This is a genomic window from Atribacterota bacterium, from assembly GCA_028703475.1.
Lineage (GTDB): Bacteria > Atribacterota > Phoenicimicrobiia > Phoenicimicrobiales > Stramentimicrobiaceae > JAQVMU01.
Map to the genome: position 1 here is coordinate 1 of JAQVMU010000025.1, position 19,734 is coordinate 19,734.

Annotated in this window: 17 protein-coding genes; all 17 read right to left on the minus strand. The window is 35.1% G+C overall.

Annotated elements, in window-relative coordinates; genetic code table 11:
* A partial coding sequence (locus tag PHQ99_04295; GenBank protein MDD4288786.1) for a transporter substrate-binding domain-containing protein occupies window positions 1-947 on the minus strand: 947 nt, incomplete at its 3' end.
* Between the two features lie 209 nt (window positions 948-1,156).
* On the minus strand, window positions 1,157-1,507 hold the full coding sequence (locus tag PHQ99_04300) for a hypothetical protein (protein ID MDD4288787.1): 351 nt from the start codon (window positions 1,505-1,507) through the stop codon (window positions 1,157-1,159).
* A gap of 87 nt (window positions 1,508-1,594) precedes the next feature.
* Complete coding sequence (locus PHQ99_04305; GenBank protein ID MDD4288788.1) at window positions 1,595-3,430, minus strand: thioredoxin domain-containing protein; 1,836 nt, start codon at window positions 3,428-3,430, stop codon at window positions 1,595-1,597.
* Window positions 3,431-3,544: 114 nt separating this feature from the next.
* On the minus strand, window positions 3,545-4,534 hold the full coding sequence (locus tag PHQ99_04310) for an ADP-ribosylglycohydrolase family protein (GenBank protein MDD4288789.1): 990 nt from the start codon (window positions 4,532-4,534) through the stop codon (window positions 3,545-3,547).
* 171 nt (window positions 4,535-4,705) lie between these two features.
* Window positions 4,706-6,457 (minus strand): cyclic nucleotide-binding domain-containing protein, encoded by a 1,752-nt coding sequence (locus PHQ99_04315; protein MDD4288790.1) that lies wholly within the window; start codon window positions 6,455-6,457, stop codon window positions 4,706-4,708.
* Between the two features lie 55 nt (window positions 6,458-6,512).
* Entirely contained in the window at window positions 6,513-7,706 is a 1,194-nt protein-coding gene (locus tag PHQ99_04320; GenBank protein ID MDD4288791.1) for a glycosyltransferase family 4 protein, read from the minus strand.
* A complete protein-coding gene (locus PHQ99_04325; protein ID MDD4288792.1) occupies window positions 7,707-8,879 on the minus strand; it encodes a hypothetical protein in 1,173 nt (390 codons plus the stop codon).
* Window positions 8,880-9,487: 608 nt separating this feature from the next.
* On the minus strand, window positions 9,488-9,871 hold the full coding sequence (locus PHQ99_04330; protein ID MDD4288793.1) for a GerW family sporulation protein: 384 nt from the start codon (window positions 9,869-9,871) through the stop codon (window positions 9,488-9,490).
* Window positions 9,872-9,892: 21 nt separating this feature from the next.
* A complete protein-coding gene (locus PHQ99_04335) occupies window positions 9,893-10,555 on the minus strand; it encodes a DUF2953 domain-containing protein (protein ID MDD4288794.1) in 663 nt (220 codons plus the stop codon).
* Window positions 10,556-10,716: 161 nt separating this feature from the next.
* Entirely contained in the window at window positions 10,717-11,214 is a 498-nt protein-coding gene (locus PHQ99_04340) for a hypothetical protein (protein MDD4288795.1), read from the minus strand.
* Window positions 11,215-11,507: 293 nt separating this feature from the next.
* The gene (locus tag PHQ99_04345; protein MDD4288796.1) at window positions 11,508-11,954 is read right to left on the minus strand and encodes a hypothetical protein; all 447 of its coding nucleotides are present in this window, start codon (window positions 11,952-11,954) and stop codon (window positions 11,508-11,510) included.
* Between the two features lie 285 nt (window positions 11,955-12,239).
* The gene (locus tag PHQ99_04350) at window positions 12,240-12,527 is read right to left on the minus strand and encodes a hypothetical protein (GenBank protein MDD4288797.1); all 288 of its coding nucleotides are present in this window, start codon (window positions 12,525-12,527) and stop codon (window positions 12,240-12,242) included.
* Between the two features lie 388 nt (window positions 12,528-12,915).
* Window positions 12,916-13,584 carry a DUF3159 domain-containing protein gene (locus PHQ99_04355; protein MDD4288798.1) on the minus strand — a complete coding sequence of 223 codons (669 nt, stop codon included), beginning with the start codon at window positions 13,582-13,584 and terminating at the stop codon, window positions 12,916-12,918.
* 99 nt (window positions 13,585-13,683) lie between these two features.
* Window positions 13,684-15,879: a catalase/peroxidase HPI gene (gene katG, locus PHQ99_04360; protein MDD4288799.1), complete on the minus strand. Its 2,196-nt coding sequence runs from the start codon at window positions 15,877-15,879 to the stop codon at window positions 13,684-13,686.
* A 14-nt stretch (window positions 15,880-15,893) separates the two neighbouring features.
* Window positions 15,894-16,340 carry a Fur family transcriptional regulator gene (locus tag PHQ99_04365; GenBank protein MDD4288800.1) on the minus strand — a complete coding sequence of 149 codons (447 nt, stop codon included), beginning with the start codon at window positions 16,338-16,340 and terminating at the stop codon, window positions 15,894-15,896.
* A gap of 315 nt (window positions 16,341-16,655) precedes the next feature.
* Window positions 16,656-19,055, minus strand: a complete 2,400-nt coding sequence (gene lon / locus PHQ99_04370; protein MDD4288801.1) for an endopeptidase La — start codon at window positions 19,053-19,055, stop codon at window positions 16,656-16,658.
* 138 nt (window positions 19,056-19,193) lie between these two features.
* Window positions 19,194-19,610 (minus strand): MarR family winged helix-turn-helix transcriptional regulator, encoded by a 417-nt coding sequence (locus tag PHQ99_04375; GenBank protein ID MDD4288802.1) that lies wholly within the window; start codon window positions 19,608-19,610, stop codon window positions 19,194-19,196.
* Window positions 19,611-19,734 lie beyond the last annotated feature (124 nt).

A 19,734-nucleotide genomic window follows, 5' to 3' on the forward strand; every position in this document is an offset into this window, starting at 1 on the left:
TCCAGATCAATTTGAATTAGGTGCCTCCTTTTTATTTCTTTTTTTAAACGGATTATCCAGAAGAAAGAAACTATCATAATTCCTGCCAGGATTGATCCGATAATTAAAATGGCTCGCCAGATTGGACCATAGTCAATCTCTGCCTTAAATTCAATCCAATTATCGGTAATGGCAATTTTCTCTTCTTCAGTTATACTGTTTAGTGTTTTATCTATAATGCTGACCAGCTCCGGCCAGTCCTGCCGAACAGCAAAATACAATGCCTGTTCTTTTTCTGCCTCAAATGCAATGAACTTCAAATTAGTTAGAGCGTTTGTACGAACCAGATAATCGGTAGTAGCAAGATTCCCTACAAAAACTCTTTCCGTCCCACTGACAACTGAAGCAAGGGCGGCTTCTACACTATCATACAAGCTTAAATTTATATTCGGATAAGATAATAGATAGCTATGATGGGAACTATTTCTCTGTACTGCAACCGTTAACCCGTCCAAATCATCAATATCGGCAATACCAGTATCTGTATTTTGTGTCACAATAACCCTTTTAAAGTGGAAATATGGTTGGGAAAAAAGAAAATATTTCTCTCTTTCTTCTGTTTTGGAAACTGCTGGGAGGGCATCGAGAGCTCCTGATAGAGCCATATCATAGGCTTCCGGCCAGGTTAACCCTCTGGCAATTTCAAATTTTAGTCCTGTTCTCTCACTTATCAGGGAAAGGTAATCTGCGGTTATGCCTTTATATTCCCCATCCTCATCAAAAAACTCAAAGGGAACAAACTTCGGGTCTACCCCGAGCTGAATAAGAGGATGTTCCTCCATAAAGGTGATTTCACCCTGTGTCCAGCTAATCTTATTTTCTGCAATACTATTCTGCGAAAAACAGTAGTCTACTATTGTCACAGATAAGATTAAAGCAACAAACAATAAGGAAAGAATCTTTTTCACAGATATTCCCCTTCTATATTTCTATTTGCAATGACTAAATGACTGTATAATAAATATTTTACTACTAACTATATACACTGTTCTTACTTCACCTGGCATCAGGGTATAATATAAAATGTTTTATATTATACCCTGAAACCCTAAAGAAGCTCTGAAGGAAATTTTTTCCTGTTCAATATTGCTTCAAATTACAGCAATAATAAAAATACTTATTCAGCTTCTTTAATGGTAAATTTGTAACTTTTTTCACCAAAAATATTACAGACAGCAAGGATTTCTAATTCATCACCCTCTGCAGCCTCAGGAATAAAATAGAGAAAAGTTTGACTGTCCTCCAGTTGTTTAGAAATTTTTTGAACTATAATCTCTTTACCTTCATGGTGGACTGTTATGTTTTCAATAAAATGAACCGGGTCCCCGCCTACAATATGGGTAACCTCTACCGATAAAATATTGCTTTCTAAATTAAATTCAGCAACAATTTCACTTGGTGGATGTGCCATTGCTATGGCACCTGTTAAAAAGAATAATAAAAATACTATAAAGAATATTTTTTTCATTGAATTTTCCTCCTTATTAAAAATTAAATTATTTACATTACACTTTTAGTTAACAACTTTTATTTATTATATTAGAAAAAAGTTAATTTATAAATACAATAAATCAACACCAGTCAAAAAATAAGCATAAGCTGAGGGATTTTGCTCAACCATTGGTGAAAAAGCTTTCAATAATTGATATGCCCTTTGCTTAAATTGCTTGTTACCGGTAAAATCTGCTAATTTAAGTAAATTACAAAATGCTACTGAATTACCAGACGGAATTGCACCATCATAAACTTCTTTTTGCCTGATCAGAAGCTGTTCATTATTTGCAGAGGTAAAATAAAATCCTCCATTTTTTTCATCCCAAAAATCCAAAAATAAAACTTTGTTCAGGTCAAGAGCTTTCTGTAAATATTCATTAGAAAAAGTTGCTTTATATAATTCCAGCAAACCCCATATTAAAAATGCATAATCGTCAAGAAAACCCGGAATGGCGGCATCTCCTTCACTGTAGCGGTGAAGCAGGTGATTCGAAGAATCCTCTAATCTTCTGAATATAAAATCAGCCGCTTCCTTTGCTACTTCTAAAAAATCTTCATCTTCCAGAACCTGAGCAGCTTTGGCGAGTGCTGCAATTATCAGTCCATTCCAATCAGTTAGTATTTTTCTATCTTTATCAGGAGGTATCCGCTTGGCTCGAATTCCATACAGTTTTTCACGTATCTTTTCCCATTTCCCTGTATCAGATACCACTATCTCTTTTGTAATATCAGCCCGGGTTTGCTCTTGAAAACCTTTATAAAAGATATTACGATTTCCAAAAATTTCCCCAGGTTGTCCCTTTTTATATAGATTTCCTTCTGTTTCTATATTTAAGTACTTTTTAACAAAAACAAATTCATCTTTATCTAAAATATCTTTCAGCTCCTTCTCAGTCCACAGGTAGTACTTGCCTTCTTCTCCCTCACTATCCGCATCTTCAGCTGAATAAAATCCTCCTTCTTCTGACATCATATCTCTTGTAACATAATTGAGAATCTTCCTTGCGGTATCACTATAAATAATCTTACCGGTCATCTGATATGCTTCAAGATAGGACATGCTTAACAATGCCTGATCATAGAGCATTTTTTCAAAATGAGGAAGTATCCAATTTTTATCAGTTGAGTAGCGATGGAATCCAAATCCAATATGATCAAAAATTCCTCCTGCCTGCATTGATTGCAAGGTCTTCTCGACCATCGCTAAAGCCTGCTCATTTTCAGTTCTTTTCCAATATCGAAGGAGAAAAAGAAGCTGGTGGGGAGAAGGGAATTTGGGAGCCTTTCCGAAACCACCTGCCTTATTGTCAAATCTATCTGAAAATTCCTGATAAGCTCTCTCCAATATTTCATTGGTTAAAATTTCACCATTTAAATTCACAGAATTTTTTTGGAGTGCATCAATCAGTTGATTACCCTGCTCTAATAGCTTATTTTGCTGATATTTCCATAATTCCTTCACCTGTTGTAGAATTTCTATTAAACCTTTGTGTCCATATTGATTATTCTTTGGGATATAGGTTGCAGCAAAAAATGGGGTTTTATCCGGGGTAAGAAAAATTGTTAATGGCCAACCTCCACTGCCGGTCATCAATATAGCAACCTGCATGTACACTTTATCAATATCAGGACGTTCTTCCCTGTCAACTTTAACCGGAATAAATATCTCATTAATTAAACGGGCAACACTCTCATCTTCGAAGGATTCATGAGCCATAACATGACACCAGTGACAGGTAGAATATCCGATAGAGAGGAAAACCGGTTTATTCTCTTTATTAGCCTTGTTAAAAGCCTCTTCTTTCCATGGAAACCAGTTCACCGGATTATGGGCATGTTGTTGTAAATAAGGACTTTTTTCATATAATAATCTATTTTGATATTTTTTATGCTCCAAATATTATTAACTCCTTTCAACAGAAGTAAAATCCTTTTCAACTTTACAAAAATATTACCACAAAAAAAGTATTAAAGGGAATTCAGTCTTTATTAATTTTATCTATTTGTTAAACTATATTTCATCCGGGATTTTATTATCATCCCGGTAAATGGCAAATAGGTTATTGGCCAGATCTTTGATTTTTTCTGAATTTTCCACCTTTTCTACCCAATGAGCCGGAATTGCTTCTATACCCATTAATGCACCGGATATACCTCCGGTAATCGATGCGGTAGAATCACTATCACCTGAATGGTTAGCCGCTGCCAACACTCCCTTACCCCAGTTTTCGGGAAACCTCAACGCACAGTAAATCGCAATTCCCAGGGCTTCTTCTCCAACCCAGCCCTTCCCAATTTGTGAAATTGCTTCATCAACAGGTAAATCACTGTCCTGTAACTGAATTGCCTGCTCAATCTTATTTAATGTTTCCCGGTACCCTTCATATCTTTTTAAAAATACCTTACTCAATTCAACTGCTTCCACGAGTCCCTTACCAGCAATAAGATAAGAAATAATGGCTGAGAGCACACCTGCCGATAAATAGCCGGAAGGGTGACCATGGGTAATAGCGGCACATTCTGCTCCGATTTGAAAGGATGTCTCAGGATAAAAAACTAACCCTACAGGAGCAACTCTCATCACCCCTCCGCATCCCTTGCTATTATTGATTCTATTTTTAATCGAACCCATCTTTCTACTTCTCAGTGCATTCAAACAGGTATTTCCCGGTCCCCTTACCTGGAAAGGGTCATCCATAGCATGAAGCCATCCTAAATATTGACGGTAAACCGATTGAAGTAAATAATTAATTCCCTTCTCTCTCAAAAGTTTACTTGCCTGGATACAGCCGGTTGCTGTTGCAATAGACATCTGGGTATCATCAGTATAAGACCCGGGCTTAAATCCACCCCATGGGTAAAAATCAGTAATTCCATCTTTGCTAAATTTTTCTTTTATTTCAGAAAGGCTCATAAATTCCACCGGCGCACCCAGGGCATCACCGATGGCAACACCAAATAGGCAACCAAGGATTTTGCTGAATATATCCTGTTTTACCATAATCCCTCTTTTAAACTTTCATACTTTACTTTTTATTTTTTCATAGTTTAAAGCAATTGTTCAAATATAAAAGTGCTATCTCTTCTTTTCTATTTACTTCTTATAAAATACCAGTTTTAATAACCTTTTCAAAAAAGAAAATATCTTCCCTATTTTTATCAATTTTCAAATTTAGCTCATATCCTGGAGTGAAGGATTTCCCAAGATATAATTTTCCTGAAATAGACAGTTGGTTTTATCTAATTTTTTCGATATTTTTTCCAGAAACATATACAGGCATTTATTTCCAAGATTAGGGTCTTCCTTAATTAAAAGTTCAAGGTTTTTCTGTTCTATTGTTAGTAGTTCGATAAATTCACTGGCTACAGCATTTACCTGATGCCTTTCATTGACAATAGCCGACTCACCTAAGAATCCCCCTGTGCAGATATCGGCCAGGATAATCTCATCATTCTTTTCATTGTATTTAACAATACGCAGACATCCTCTGATTATAATATAAAAAGAAGAATCCTCATCACCTTCTTTAAAGATAATTTCGTCCTCCTGATAGGCCTTCACTGCAGATATGCTAACGATTTTTTCTAATTCCTCGTCTGTGAAAGACTTAAACTCTGACATTTTCTTTAATATTGCTTTTTTATCTTCCAGACTAATTTTTTCATAATGTTCCTTATCAACTCTGATATCAACTTTAAATAGATTCTTTTCCTCCATTATTCTTCTTATCTCTTTCTTGCTGTTCAGGCTAAAATCTATTAATTTCTCCCAATTCTTTTGAATTTTTCTGTAGGCGGTAAAGGGATCTTTTTTGGGGATAGCCTCATACATGCTTAAATATATATTTTTTATAGATTCCTTGCTTGCTTCTACCTCATTATTCGCCAAAGATTCCATTGCCAGCAACAAATTAGTCTTAAAAATTTTATCTTCCAGGTCATTAGTCAAAAATTCTCCGGGATAGGGGAAAAAATCTTTTGCTGAAACCATCCGCATGTTATTTACTTCATATTGAGAGTCAATTTTAGATTTTTCATAAATAAATCTATAAATATCTTCTCTTGTTCTCTGCCATACAGGATGGGTCTTTGGGGGTGGTAAATGTTTTATGCTTAATTTATTATCCAGAAAGAAATCAAAACCGAACATTTTGGCATTAATGAGATAATCAATATCTTCTCCCCTGGTAATATTAGGATCAAAAGGAACTATCTGGTATAAATTTTTATGAACGACCATAGCCCCGCCAAAAACAAAAGGAGTTTGTTTAAGACGCGGCTCACAACCGATTATCTTATCAAAAGCCTTTGATTTACATCCAAACCGATTCCAATAAGTCATCCAGGGCTCCATACTGACATCATCATAATAATTTCCATATTTATTCAAATAATAACCGGCTACCCCGTATACAGTTTCACCATATACTCTCTTTCCAATAAATTCCCGGGCTATGTCCATAAAATCAGGATTTTCAATAACTTCATCATCATCAATCAACACTGTTATTTCAGAATTGAGTAAATGAGCAGCAAACAGACACATATTCCTGACATTTGCATAACCGTTTAAACTCAATAATGAAAGCACATTCTCTTCTAATTTAGAATTTCTAGCATATTTCCTGATTTTCTTTAAGGTATTCTGGGTAAATAGATAGGTTTCTGCATCCAGTCTTACCTCTTTAATTATTTTTCTGGCTTTTTCCTCTGCTTCATCTTCTATTTCCATATTTGTCGGACAAACCAGTACCACTAATTTGAAATCCTTCTTTTTTAAAATTTTCATACTTTCCAGAGTCCGAGCCAGGGTTCCCTCTTCATCAACCGGAGTAGCGTGGTCATAGACAATATCTCCTTTTTTGTAGCCAATCTTGCTTTCCCGTCCCCAATAGGTAGGTATAACCACTACAGTTCTCATCATTTTATTTCTCCTTCTTATTATCGTTAATAATTCTTTAGAAAATTTCTCTCTTCAGTTAAGATATTACTTCCTGGTATATTTTTTCTACTTCCTTAATAGTATTGTCCCAGGAAAAATTATTTTTTGCATATTCCTGTGCTCGCTTTTTCCTCTCTTCTTTATCAGGTCTTACCAGCTCATTAACAATAGCTTCTGCCAGGGCTAAATCATCTTCTACATCAACCAGGGCACCAATGTCAGGGTTTATAAAATCAAGAAGGCCTCCCTGGTTGGTACCTACTACCGGAGTCCCGCAAGCCAGTGCCTCTATAGCTACCAGCCCAAAAGGTTCAGTTCTTGAAGGCACAGTACTCACATCTGCGATATTAAATAAATCTACCAGCTGCTCCTGGTTTATATGACCCAGAAAAAATGTGTTTTTTAATCTTAAAAAATCTTTCAGTTTCTTTAACTCTTCATACAATCCGCCATTACCAGCTATCAAGGTCATTGTTTTTTCTTTCATCCGGTTTTCATATATTTTAGCAGCTTTTAATAATATGTCCACTCCCTTAAAATGAGCTAATTTCCCGGCAAAAAAAACAATATTATCCGGTATATCATTTATCCCAAACTTCGCTAAGACTTCCTTCCGGGAAAGGTTTTTTACTTTAAAAAGATCTGTATCATAGCCATTATAGACAATTTTTCTTTGTTTATCCCCAATATGGTAAAGCTCTCCTGCTTCTCTGTCTACTTGTTTTGATATAGTAATAACTTTGTGTGCATTTTGAGCACCTTTTAAAGCATAAGGGTGATACCTTTTGTCCTCTATAAATCCTTTCAAGTCTGTGCCATGCGCTGTTGCTACATAAGGGATACCGGTCTTATAAGCTGCATAAGGAGCAATCCAGAGATGCTGGGCATGAATAATATCGGGTTGGAATTTTTCTGCTTCTTCCCCGGTCACCCTGACCATAATATTAATATAGTCCTTCATCTGCTTTTTGTTTAGTTCATAAAAAGTATTATTGCTTCTGGGATGACTGGTAAAACAGGGGAAATTAAAATCAACTTCATAATTTTTATCAGAGTTATTACTGAACATTATCGGTCTTATTCTAAAATCTTCCTTTGGCACTGTTTGATTTTCCGGAAATATTACTTCAACATTGTGTCCGATTTTAGTTAATTCTTTTGCCAGATTTTTAGTGTAAATTCCACTTCCCGATCCTTCCAGGGGGAAGTGGTTTATTATTAATATATTCATTTATCTTAGCTCCTGTTTTTCTAATTTTTCAATCAGGTCATCCCAGGCTTTCATAGTATCTTCATATTCATTAATTACTCTTCCTAAACCATTGTAAGATTTTTCCAGTGCTTCAGGGAGAATTAAAAATCTCTTATCTCCTAAATAAGAGGTTATAGCCCTGGACCCTATTAGTGATTTTTCTTTCTGCCATTTTTTTACCTCTTTTACATCTATGCCCTTCAACCAATTTAAAAAAGGATTTCTGCCAATCCATCCCATACAGGTATAAAAAAATCTGTCCCTGATAGATTTATCTTTTTTTATATCAGGCACCTTTGGATAATTCCCGAAGGTATTATGGAATATTTTGGTATCTATATCAATACATTTTTTCTGGCTATTTCTAAACTTAATTCCCATCAGGGTGTCTTCCCCGCGTGTTAGAAAGTTTTCACCATTCACATTATACACTGTTGAAAAGAAAGGATTTATTTCTTTATAATCACTTAATTTTATGGCTACATTTCCACCTAAAATTTTATTTGTTTTAAAAACATTTCCCTTATTGTCATTATCTAAATTTAAACAGGAATGTTTTTCAGAATTTTTTACAAAAACATAAGCATCTTCTTTTTGTAAAGACAAAAATAACTCCTTCATTCCTTTAAAATACATAGGTGGAATAATGGAATAGCCGGAATAATCACTGGTGGTAATAATAACCTTTTCTTTCTTAAGATATTCTAAGTGCCTTCCGATAAAATCTATCTCTTTTTCTCGTACTTTATCATTTTCTTTTACCAATACCTTAGGATAAACATCTGTATCAATAAAAAAAAGTGCCTCCGTGCCATCCAGTAAAGCCTGGATTAAGGCATAATTTCTATTCATGCCATAAGGCACTAAATTCTGTTCTTTTAAAGTATTGCACTCTAATAAAGTATCTATATTTTCTTTTGATACACCGATCTTGTTTAATAATTTTACTATTTCCGGGGAATCATTTATTTTTAATAAAAAAACTTTTACTTTTTCCCTTAAACTTTCCACTAAGCGAAAATTACAATTATGGGAATAGACAATTATTATACTGTAAATTTTATGATTATACTTTAAAGCATTTTCTAAAAAATCATTTATTGGTTCTAAAGAATTGAAATCTTTAGTAATTGTGGCTATAGATATTTTCATTAGCGCTCCCTTACATTTTTTGATTGAGAAGAATCTTTATTCTGGTTTATTAACTATCCGGGGAATCTCATCTTTCAGACTAAATATGTAGTAGCTTAAATATTAAAGCTTTCTATGTAATATTCTCGAATAACAAGTTATTATTCTTTTTCATGGCTCTATAGCTTAAAGAAGAGCAGATTCTTTTATTATTATACACATCCCCTACTAACAATGGAAGTTTTGTTGTAATCGCATAGAAATGCTAATTCCATGAATGGCTGACCGTTTTATTTTCTAAATGGAACAGAAAAAACAGGAACAGGCGAAAGATGGAAAAATAAGTTCTGAAAGGAGAGTTAAGCTGATAATTTGAGACCTGCCCCTGTTTTTTCATGCTTATTGGAGAACCTTAAATTTTTTATAAAAAGATAGACTTTATTGATAAGGGGGATATTTGCTATCCCCCGCTTATCAATTTTGTATGGAAAATATTAATAGATTGTGAAAAGATTGGATAACTCAAACCCTGTTGTCATTGCGCGGCGCGAAGCGATAAAGCAATCTCATTCACTTTGACCCGCAAAAAAGTACAAAGTTTTGTATGTGAATTTGAAATTGTGCAAATTTTATTTTTTCTCTTTATTTTTACTTCCTTCTTTACCTCCTTCGGATTTTGGTATCTTATCAATTATATCCGGAATCTTCTCCATTAATTTTTCCAGAGCTCCGGGCTTGCCCATAGGTAACAGCTGCACATTATCCTTCTGTATCACAACAACAGCCGATGGTCTGGCCTTTGCCCCAAACCCTACACCTTCACCGGAACCTGCCTGTTTTTTCTCATCCGTTCCACCACTGGAGCCCGAACCCATGCCGAAGGTAAGCTCAATTACCGGAATCAGTGTTGTTTCCCCGACCTGAATCTCCTTTCCGATAATAGTTCTGGAAGTCAAAAAATCCTGTAATTTTTCAAATAACATTTCTAATCCTTTACCTAATTCTTCGTTCATTTTTATTTACCTCCTGATTTTTTACTTATTTCTTATTTCTCTTATTGTCTGCCTAACCCCTTTGGCAAAGTAAAACTGAATAAAATAGCATAATAGAAAAGCTATAATAATTCTTCCTTTAATGCTTATCTCTCCTTCAATTATTTCCTCTACAAATACCGGTTGCATTTTTATAATATTACTATAGGAACTATTCGGAAATAACAGGTAGAAAATACCGGTCAGTATGCCCGTATCGGCGGGATCTTCAAACCCGTAGATGAGATACAATCGATTGATTTTAGGTTTAATGTGTCTGAATATCCTTCTTATTAATCGCAAAGTTTGACTCATGAAAGATTGCTGGAAAAAATTGAAATATCTGTTCAAGGGTTTCTTTGTGGTTTGTTTTTTTTGCTCTACTTTTTTTATTTCTTTTTTCTTTTGCTGTTTTTGAACTTTTCTAAAATCTATTAGATTAATACGGAATCCAAAAATTTTCAGGAAGAATTCTATTTTTTTACTATCTTCTTTGATAGCAATAAGATTTATCAAAGAAAATAACCAGCTAATTCTCATCAACAAGAAATAGTATTCTTCTTTTTCCCCTTCCACTGAATAGACTACGGGTATAAAAATTATCGCAGCAATCAAAATAAGCAGGATAAGGAATAAATATAGCAATAAATACAAAACAAATTCCATATCGTTGACTCCGGTTTATCTTTCTCGATATTTATAAACCTTATATCAGAATATCAAAAAAAGCCTCTTCCAATGTACAAATTGTAATTCATACCACGAAGTGCAATTAATTCAAGAGAGATGATGGTCTTCTCAATACATTCTATTACCTTTTATGTTCTTTAGATCCTGGCAAACAGGATCATATATTGATGGCCATATTTTTTTGCACATTTCGGACAGTAGGCATAATGAATATAGTACTCATCATCTTTTGGAATATTCTTTCCTTCTGTTTCTAAATTCATGTTCATATCTTTTATAAATTTCGGAACAGCATTATATGGTCCATCGTAGACTTTGGCCATGAATGTTCCCGGAATCTGAACATTATTTGCACCTGGGACTTCTCCGGTTACGGAAATATAGATGTTTGATCTAAAGGCGGATGGATCCTGAAATAAAACTAAAACTTCATCTTTTTTAGTATCTATTTTGTCTGCACTAGTTGCCAGGTTCATCATCCCGGTTATCTTTCTGCTAATCATTGGAGGAAAGGGAGTATGAAACAAGGTAGGAATTGACTCTTTAATAAATTGCTTTTCTTCCCAGTTAAATGACTTTTTATCCCATTTTTCCGGGTTAAATTCAGGACAACATTCTTCATTATTTGTATTCATGTTGCACCTCAATTAAATTATTATTTATCTTCAATCAAATTATTCAATATTCAGTTGTTTTATTGTTTATATTATACTACAAAAGCAATTATATTTAGCCACAGATAATCCCTCGGCTATAAATTATTTTTCTGGTATAAAGATAATTTTTCACTATTCTGGCTGCTCAGATTATTCTATTAACAAGTGAGACAAGATATTATTTTCAATAATAGACTCCATTTATACATTTTGAATCATTTATTTGATTGCCAGTTTGGTTCACTGCTGTACTGTATTTTATCAAATAATAGTTATTGTACAATATAGTCAATTCTCACTGTTGCCTCCACTGCGTTACCATTATCATCTATACCCGTGACAGTTGCAATGACATAATGATTATCTGCTAAAACGCTGGAATGGTACATTTCACTTTGAATAGAATTATAGCCTGCAATATAATCTGTTCCAAACCATTGATGTAACATATCAGTGTTAATAATAATTGTACTTCCTGCTTCTCCCTCTCCATGATAATTCTCAAAAGTTAACCCGTTTAATGTAACTCCAACTCCATTACTTTCTGCTATTTGCAGCGTATAATTCCATTCTTCACCAGAAGTTTCAACTGGAACAGGGTTAGGATTGGCACTTATTGCCATTTTTGCTGTTTTCGGAACATCAACACATCCGGTAAAAAGCACACCAAAAAATACTATGATTGATAAAATTACTAAAATTGTTTTTTCTTTTTTCATCTCTTCTCCTTCTAAAATAAAATTAAAATATGTATTTAATAGACTTTTTATATATTTACAAAAATTTCTCATTTTTTTGTTTCTTTATATTGCATTTTATTATATCACTGATATTCTTGATCAATCTCATTTTGTTTCTACCCTATTAATATATTATGCTACAGGTAAGAAATTTTTTATTTTAAACTTGCAGTATAAGACTATAACAAATAAATACTCCTCCTTAGCCTTAGAGTTAAGGAGGAGTGAGTTCTCAATCATTAAATAGAAAATAAATTACACAGCCTATTTTTTTGCCATTGCTTTTTTGATAAAACCGATAATCGCCATCAGTACACCTCCGCCAACGCCACCGCTTGCTATACTTCCTACAATACTGGCAATATCTGTTCCACCCGTCTGGGTAGCAACTCCCAGCATCCCCAGAAGCTGACCTCCGATTCCACCGCCAATAATACCAGCAATAGAATTCATCAGTGTTCCAAGAGAAAACTCTTTCATCAATGAACCTGCGATATTACCCCCAACTGCACCGCTGACTAACTGAATAATTAATGGTAAAAGATTACCCATAAAATACCTCCATTTTTTAAAATCATAAAATATAGATAAGATAGCTTTTTCTTGTATAGAGATATTGCTAAACAGTTAATAAAAAAATATCGGCAGTACTTTTTAAGCTGTTATCTTGTGATCTCACCTCCTCTTATAAATATTATCCAGAAACAAAGACCAAGAAATTTATTTCAGTTTTAATAATTTAAAATACATTTATTTTTGGTTTACTTTTATTATTTTTATTTTTCTTACATTATAATCCTTATATATTAAATAGTATATAAATATTTTTTTAATAATGCTGCGCTTTTTCTGACAAATTTTCGCTGGAATGAATAAAGAAATATCTGTTTTCCTTCATATTCAATGCAGGTCTACATGCCTGTATATTCCTTTTTAATAATTAAAAACCTCTACTCTGTCCTATCCAGGGGGCATTCTTACCTGCTTTAAATTCCTCTACTCCAGGACCTTGTAGCAGATGCAAACGCCGGATACCATATATATAAGTTAAAATTAGTACAAATAAAGTTAAAGGCCATCCCAGTAAGATATTAACCCATGCTATCCTGGATACATCTCCAATCCTTAATAATAAAATCTGTATAAATAAACGCGTCAGAATCAATCCCGTCCAAAACCAGGTTACTTCAAGATATGCCGGCTTGATATCCTTACGCCAATACCATTCCAGAGGCCATCCACGGCTTAAATGACTTGCCCAGGCAGCCAGAGGCTTACCGGTTATTAAGCTTACTACAGCTAAAACTAAAAGCAACCCGCTACTTATGACAGGTCCGATAAAATAAAGAGCCGGGTTTCTGGTTAAATATACCAGGACTGATGCCATTATAACTCCAACCAAGCCACCCAGGGCATATTTCAAATCTTGCCTCTTAATAAGACGAATAGCTGCCAATATTAATGCCAGAAAAAATGAAGCTACAACAGCCAAATTTAAATTTGCGATACTATTAAATAAAACAAAAAATAATGGTGGAAAGATGGCATCAAGTGTCTTACCAGAAATAACTGAATTAATCTCTTCTAATATTTCTTTGCTTTTAACCAAAATTATGACACTTTCCTTTATTCTTAATTTTACTAAATAATAGGTTAGTAAAGGGGCATGATAGCTGCCCCTTTACTAAATTGCTAACTCTTAAATATTTTAGATAATATCAAACCTATCGGCATTCATTACCTTATTCCAGGCAGATACAAAGTCTTGTAAGAATTTCTCCTGAGCATCTTCACAAGCATAGACTTCCGCAATTGCCCGGAGCTGAGAATTAGAACCGAAAATGAGATCTACGCGGGTAGCAGTCCATTTAAGTTCATCGGTTGCACGATCACGACCCTCAAACACATTCTTCTCTTTGTCTTTTGCCTTCCAGGTTGTACTCATATCAAGCAGGCTCACGAAAAAATCATTGGTAAGAGATTCAGGCCTGCTGGTAAAGACCCCATGTTGGGATTGCCCATAATTAGCATTCAAAACACGCATACCGCCAATTAGAACGGTCATTTCAGGAGCGGTCAATGTAAGAAGTTGTGCCTTATCAAGTAATAGTTCCTCTGCTGATAGCGAGTATTTTCCTTTAAGATAGTTGCGAAATCCGTCTGCAACCGGTTCAAGGACTTTAAATGCTTCCACATCAGTCTGTTCTTGTGATGCATCTGTCCGTCCAGGTACAAATGGTACATTCACCTCATAACCGGCATTTTTAGCAGCTTTCTCTATACCAGCACACCCACCCAGGACAATCAGATCAGCAAGTGACACCTTCTTCCCTCCGGACTGAGTGCTATTAAACTCTTTCTGGATACCTTCTATTTTCTGAAGTACAGCCTTTAATTGTTCTGGCTGGTTAACCTCCCAATCAACCTGTGGTGCAAGACGTATTCTTGCCCCATTCGCCCCGCCGCGCATGTCTGAACCACGGAAAGTAGATGCTGCAGCCCAGGCTGTTGAAACCAGCTGGGAAACAGATAATCCAGAGGTAATAATCTTATTCTTGAGTTTTGTGATATCCTGTTCATTAATTAGTTCATGATCAACTTCTGGAACTGGATCTTGCCAGAGTAGTTCCTCTTTTGGAACTTCCGGGCCAAGATAACGTGAACGAGGTCCCATATCACGGTGGGTTAACTTAAACCATGCACGTGCGAAGGCATCTTCAAATTCTTCAGGATTTTCCAGATAGTGGCGTGCGATCGGCTCATATTTTGGGTCATAACGTAGTGACATATCTGCTGTGGTCATCATTGGCCGGTGTTTCTTTGAAGGATCATGCGCATCAACTACCATATCTTCTTCATCAACATCCTTGGCCAGCCATTGATTTGCGCCTGCAGGGCTTTTAACTAACTCCCACTCATATTTGAACAACACTTTAAGATACCCCATGTCCCATTTTGTTGGTTTCGGTTTCCATGCACCCTCTATTCCACTACCAATAGTATCTCCGCCTTTTCCACTGCCAAAACTGCTCTTCCATCCGAGACCTTGTTCTTCAATGGGAGCAGCTTCAGGTTCAGGACCCACATGAGTTGCAGGACCTGCACCATGACATTTACCAAAGGTATGACCTCCTGCAATCAGGGCAACAGTCTCTTTATCATTCATAGCCATACGAGCAAATGTCTCTCTGACGTCCCGACCGGAGGCAACCGGATCCGGATTACCGTTTGGACCTTCCGGGTTTACATATATCAAACCCATCTGAACGGCAGCAAGGGGATTTTCCAATTCTCTGTCTCCGGAATAGCGCTTATCTCCAAGCCATTCACTTTCAGAGCCCCAATAAACGTCCTCTTCCGGCTCCCACACATCCTTTCGTCCACCGGCAAAACCAAAGGTTTTTAAACCCATCGACTCTAAAGCACAATTACCGGTTAGAACCATCAGATCAGCCCAGGAAATCTTCCTACCATATTTCTGTTTAATTGGCCAGAGTAAACGACGTGCTTTATCCAGGTTTACATTGTCAGGCCAGCTGTTTAAGGGGGCTAAACGTTGAGATCCTGATCCCGCACCCCCACGACCATCACCCATTCGGTAGGTCCCTGCACTGTGCCAGGCCATCCGAATAAAAAGCGGACCATAGTGACCATAATCAGCTGGCCACCACTCCTGTGAATCATTCATCAAAGCATAGAGGTCTTTTTTTATCGCTTTCAAATCAAGTTTTTTAAATTCTTCAGCATAATTGAACGACTCTTCCATCGGATTACTCAAGTTTGAGTGTTGGTGAAGAATCTTGAGATTCAATTGATTAGGCCACCACTCTTTATTCGAAGTTCCACCGCCTGTAGTGATATTTCCGGTTTTGCCCGTTACCGGGCATTTGCTTTTTTCATTCATATTATATCCTCCTTTTAATCTTTTTTATCTATATTATTTTTATTTACATTTGATAAACACCCAGGACAAATGCCTTTGAAATATATATTCTTATCGATTATTTTGAAACCGTTCAATTCTTTCGCTTTTAAGGAATCAAAGTCTATAAAGAAATTGGTTATTTCACCACAAATTTCACACTTAAAATGTCCATGTTTTTCGGTAATGATATCATAGCGGGTTTCATGTTCTTCAATATTGACTGCTCTTACTAATCCATTTTCAAGAAAGAGATTTAATGTATTGTAAATCGTAGTTTTTGATAAAGTAGGTATTTCTCTTTGAAGATCCTTAAATATCTGTTCTGCAGTTGGATGATATTGGTTTTTGTATAAATAGTCCAATATTCTTAGTCTCTGATATGAGGGGTGTATTTTTCTTTTTTTTAATTCGGTTGATAAATCATTAAAGTTTGATTTCATTAATCATCCTTATCTTATAATTTATAATAAGTTTATATTTGTAATGATTACAAAATAATATACAATACAATATTTCTCTTGTCAATCTAAACTTTTATAACAATAAGTCCTCTAAGGACTAAGGATTTTTCCCGCTGTGGATTGAAAAAATTATCCAGATTTAAAACATTTTATCTTAATTTACCAGACGAGATGTTTCTATATTAATTATAATCATTACTATAAATAAGGGGATGTTAACTGGCCTGTTATTTATACAGGGCAAATCAACATCCCCTTTGCTTTTACTTTTCTTTTAATTAATTATCTTATACTTTATACTTTTACAAATTCCTTGTCTTTCTTTATCACACTTTTATCTGGTATATAAAAGTGAAATTCGTTAACCCTTGGCAATTTAATACCCAGGGTCTCCTGCATCAATTCCTCTATGGTTTCGATAAAAATAAATTGAATATCTTTCTTTATCTCCTCCGGGACATCGCAAAGATCTTTTTTATTTTCCAAAGGAAGGAGTATTTTTTTAATACCGGAACGATGTGCCGCTATTACCTTTTCTTTTATTCCCCCCACCGGAAGAATTGTGCCTCTTAAGGATATTTCTCCGGTCATTGCAATTTTTGCATCTACCGGAATTCCGGTAAACAGAGAAGCTATTGATGTAAACAGGGTCACACCGGCAGATGGACCATCTTTAGGTATAGAGCCCTGTGGTATATGAATATGAAGGTCATGTTTATCAAAATGATTATCCTCCAAACTCAAAAACAATCTCGATCTGATTAAGCTCTGAGAAATTTTAGCCGACTCTTTCATAACATCACCTAATTGCCCTGTAAGGGTTAGCTCTCCCTTTCCTGGCATAAAAGCACTTTCAATAAATAAAATATCCCCACCAACAGGTGTCCATGCTAATCCGGTAACTACCCCTGGCGGGTTTGATTTCTTAACTTTATCATATCTGGATATCTCGGGTCCTAATATGTCAAACAACATTTCTTCTTTTACTATATAAGGAATTTTTACCTCATCAACTATAATCTTTTCTGTTGCGTGTCTGGCTATAGCTGATAATTGTTTTTTCAGTCCTCTCACTCCCGCTTCCCGGGTATATTTATCTATAATCGCCTTTATGGTATCATCTTCTATTTTTAATTGTTCAGGCGTCAGACCATGATTTTCCAAAACCTCATCCATCAGATGTCTTTTTGCTATATGGAATTTCTCAGTCGTTGTATAGCTGTGAATCTGAATTATTTCCATTCTGTCTCTAAGTGGTTCGGGAATATCCCTTAAGGAATTGGCTGTTCCGATGAAAAATACATCAGATAAGTCATATGGTACTTCCAGGTAATGGTCTGAAAATGAATTATTTTGTTCAGGATCCAGTACCTCCAGTAATGCGCTGGCCGGATCTCCCATATTGGAAGCTAATAGCTTATCTACCTCATCTAATATAAACACAGGATTATTGGTTCGGGCTTTTTTGATTCCCTGTATAATTCTGCCAGGAAGTGCACCAACATAAGTTCTCCTATGTCCTCTAATTTCGGCTTCATCCCTTACGCCTCCAAGGCTTATTCTCACATATTCTCTCTGAAGCACTTTGGCTATACTTTTCCCCAAACTGGTTTTTCCCGTTCCCGGAGGCCCTACCAGAAGCAGGATTGAACCCTGCTGGTTATTCTTAAGCTTCATCACAGTTAGATGTTGAATAATTCTCTCTTTTACCTTATCCAGACCATAGTGGTCTTTTTCTAAAATATTTTTAGCTTCTTTAATGTCTACTTCCTTTATGCAGCTTTTCCCCCAGGGGAGTGCTATCAGTAAATCCAAATAATTTCTGATTACATTTGCCTCCACATTATTTGGTCCTTGATTTTCCAATTTCTCATTTTCTTCCAGAGCAATTTCTTTTACATCTTCAGGCATCTTAGATTCATTGATTAAGGTCAGGTAATCCTTCTTTTTAGTTCCAGACTGCTTTCCTTCATTTAATTCTTCCTGTATTGCTTTTAACTGTTCTCGCAGCATTTTTTCTCTATATTGCTTATTCACTTCACCGGTCAACTTTGCATTTATCTCCATTTGAAATTTAATATTTTCTTTTTGCTTAATGAGAAAATCTAAAAACATTAAACATTTTTTTCTTCTGGATCTAATTTCAAATAATTCTTGTTTTTCAGAAGGGGATATGTTGATAAACTGCATTAAATAGCTAATCATTTTTTCTAAATCATTTATACTATTGATATATTTAATATAGCTTTCAGAACCAACAAACCCTTTGCTGATTTCAGCAGAAAGATTTTTAATATATTCAAGCATCTGGTTTTGCGAATTCTTATCTAAATCTTCAATATCAGGACTAATGTCATATTTACCGACATAATAATCCTGCTCCTTACTTATATTTTTAACCTCTACTCTTTCCAATGCCTCTAAATTCATGTCACTGGTTGTTTTTGAATCGACTATCTTCTCAATTTTTACCAGGCTTCCAATATTATATAAGTCACTTTCCTGGTAATTTTCCAGATTACATCCGTCTTTTAGAAGCAGTACAATGGCATAATCGTCATCCTGCTTAATTCTTGGATATATTGTGTCAGATAATGACCTGCTGATTCTGATAGTGCTTTTTATTCCTTTAAAAAGCACGTGTCCGGGCATTGCTATAATTGCTAATTTATCTTTTATATTATTGGTATTCATTAATCTTACCTCATTTCTAAAACTGGAATTTCTTTATGCGTCACTCATACCCAAAATTTGTTTATTAAAAATCCTGGTATGTAATCATATTTTGTTAGTTTTACTTAACCTAACATTTATATTAAAAAAAATGAACTCTCAAACTATCTTTAAAAGTATTTCTATCAATAAATTAATTTCTTCCTTGTTTAAACTGCTTTCCACTCTTTTAACAAAATGATCATCAGCAATCTGTTCTAACCTGGCAATCATTTTGCCTTTTTCGGTAAGATACAGATAATAAACTCTTGCATCATGTCTGCATTGCTCTTTTTGTATGCAATCTAAACGAATGAACTTCTTAACCATTTCGGTAACTGTTGGCTTGGACAAACCCAGTTCCATAGCCAATTGGCTGATGGTCACATTTTCCCTTCTATCAAATAATTTCAAGTATTCAATCTGTTTTAGTGTTAGCTCTGAAATATTATGTTTCTTGATAACATTATATCTGCACTCTTTCTTAATTAGCATAAAACGGTTAAATACACCGAACAGGGTTTGATGTGCTTTCAAAATGCCACCTCAATAGTTAGTTAGATATTCCCTAACATGTTCTCATAAATATTCTTTTTTGTCAATAGGCTGTAGCTAAAGTGTGATGTTCCGGGTTATTGATTATTGGATTACCCTATTCAAT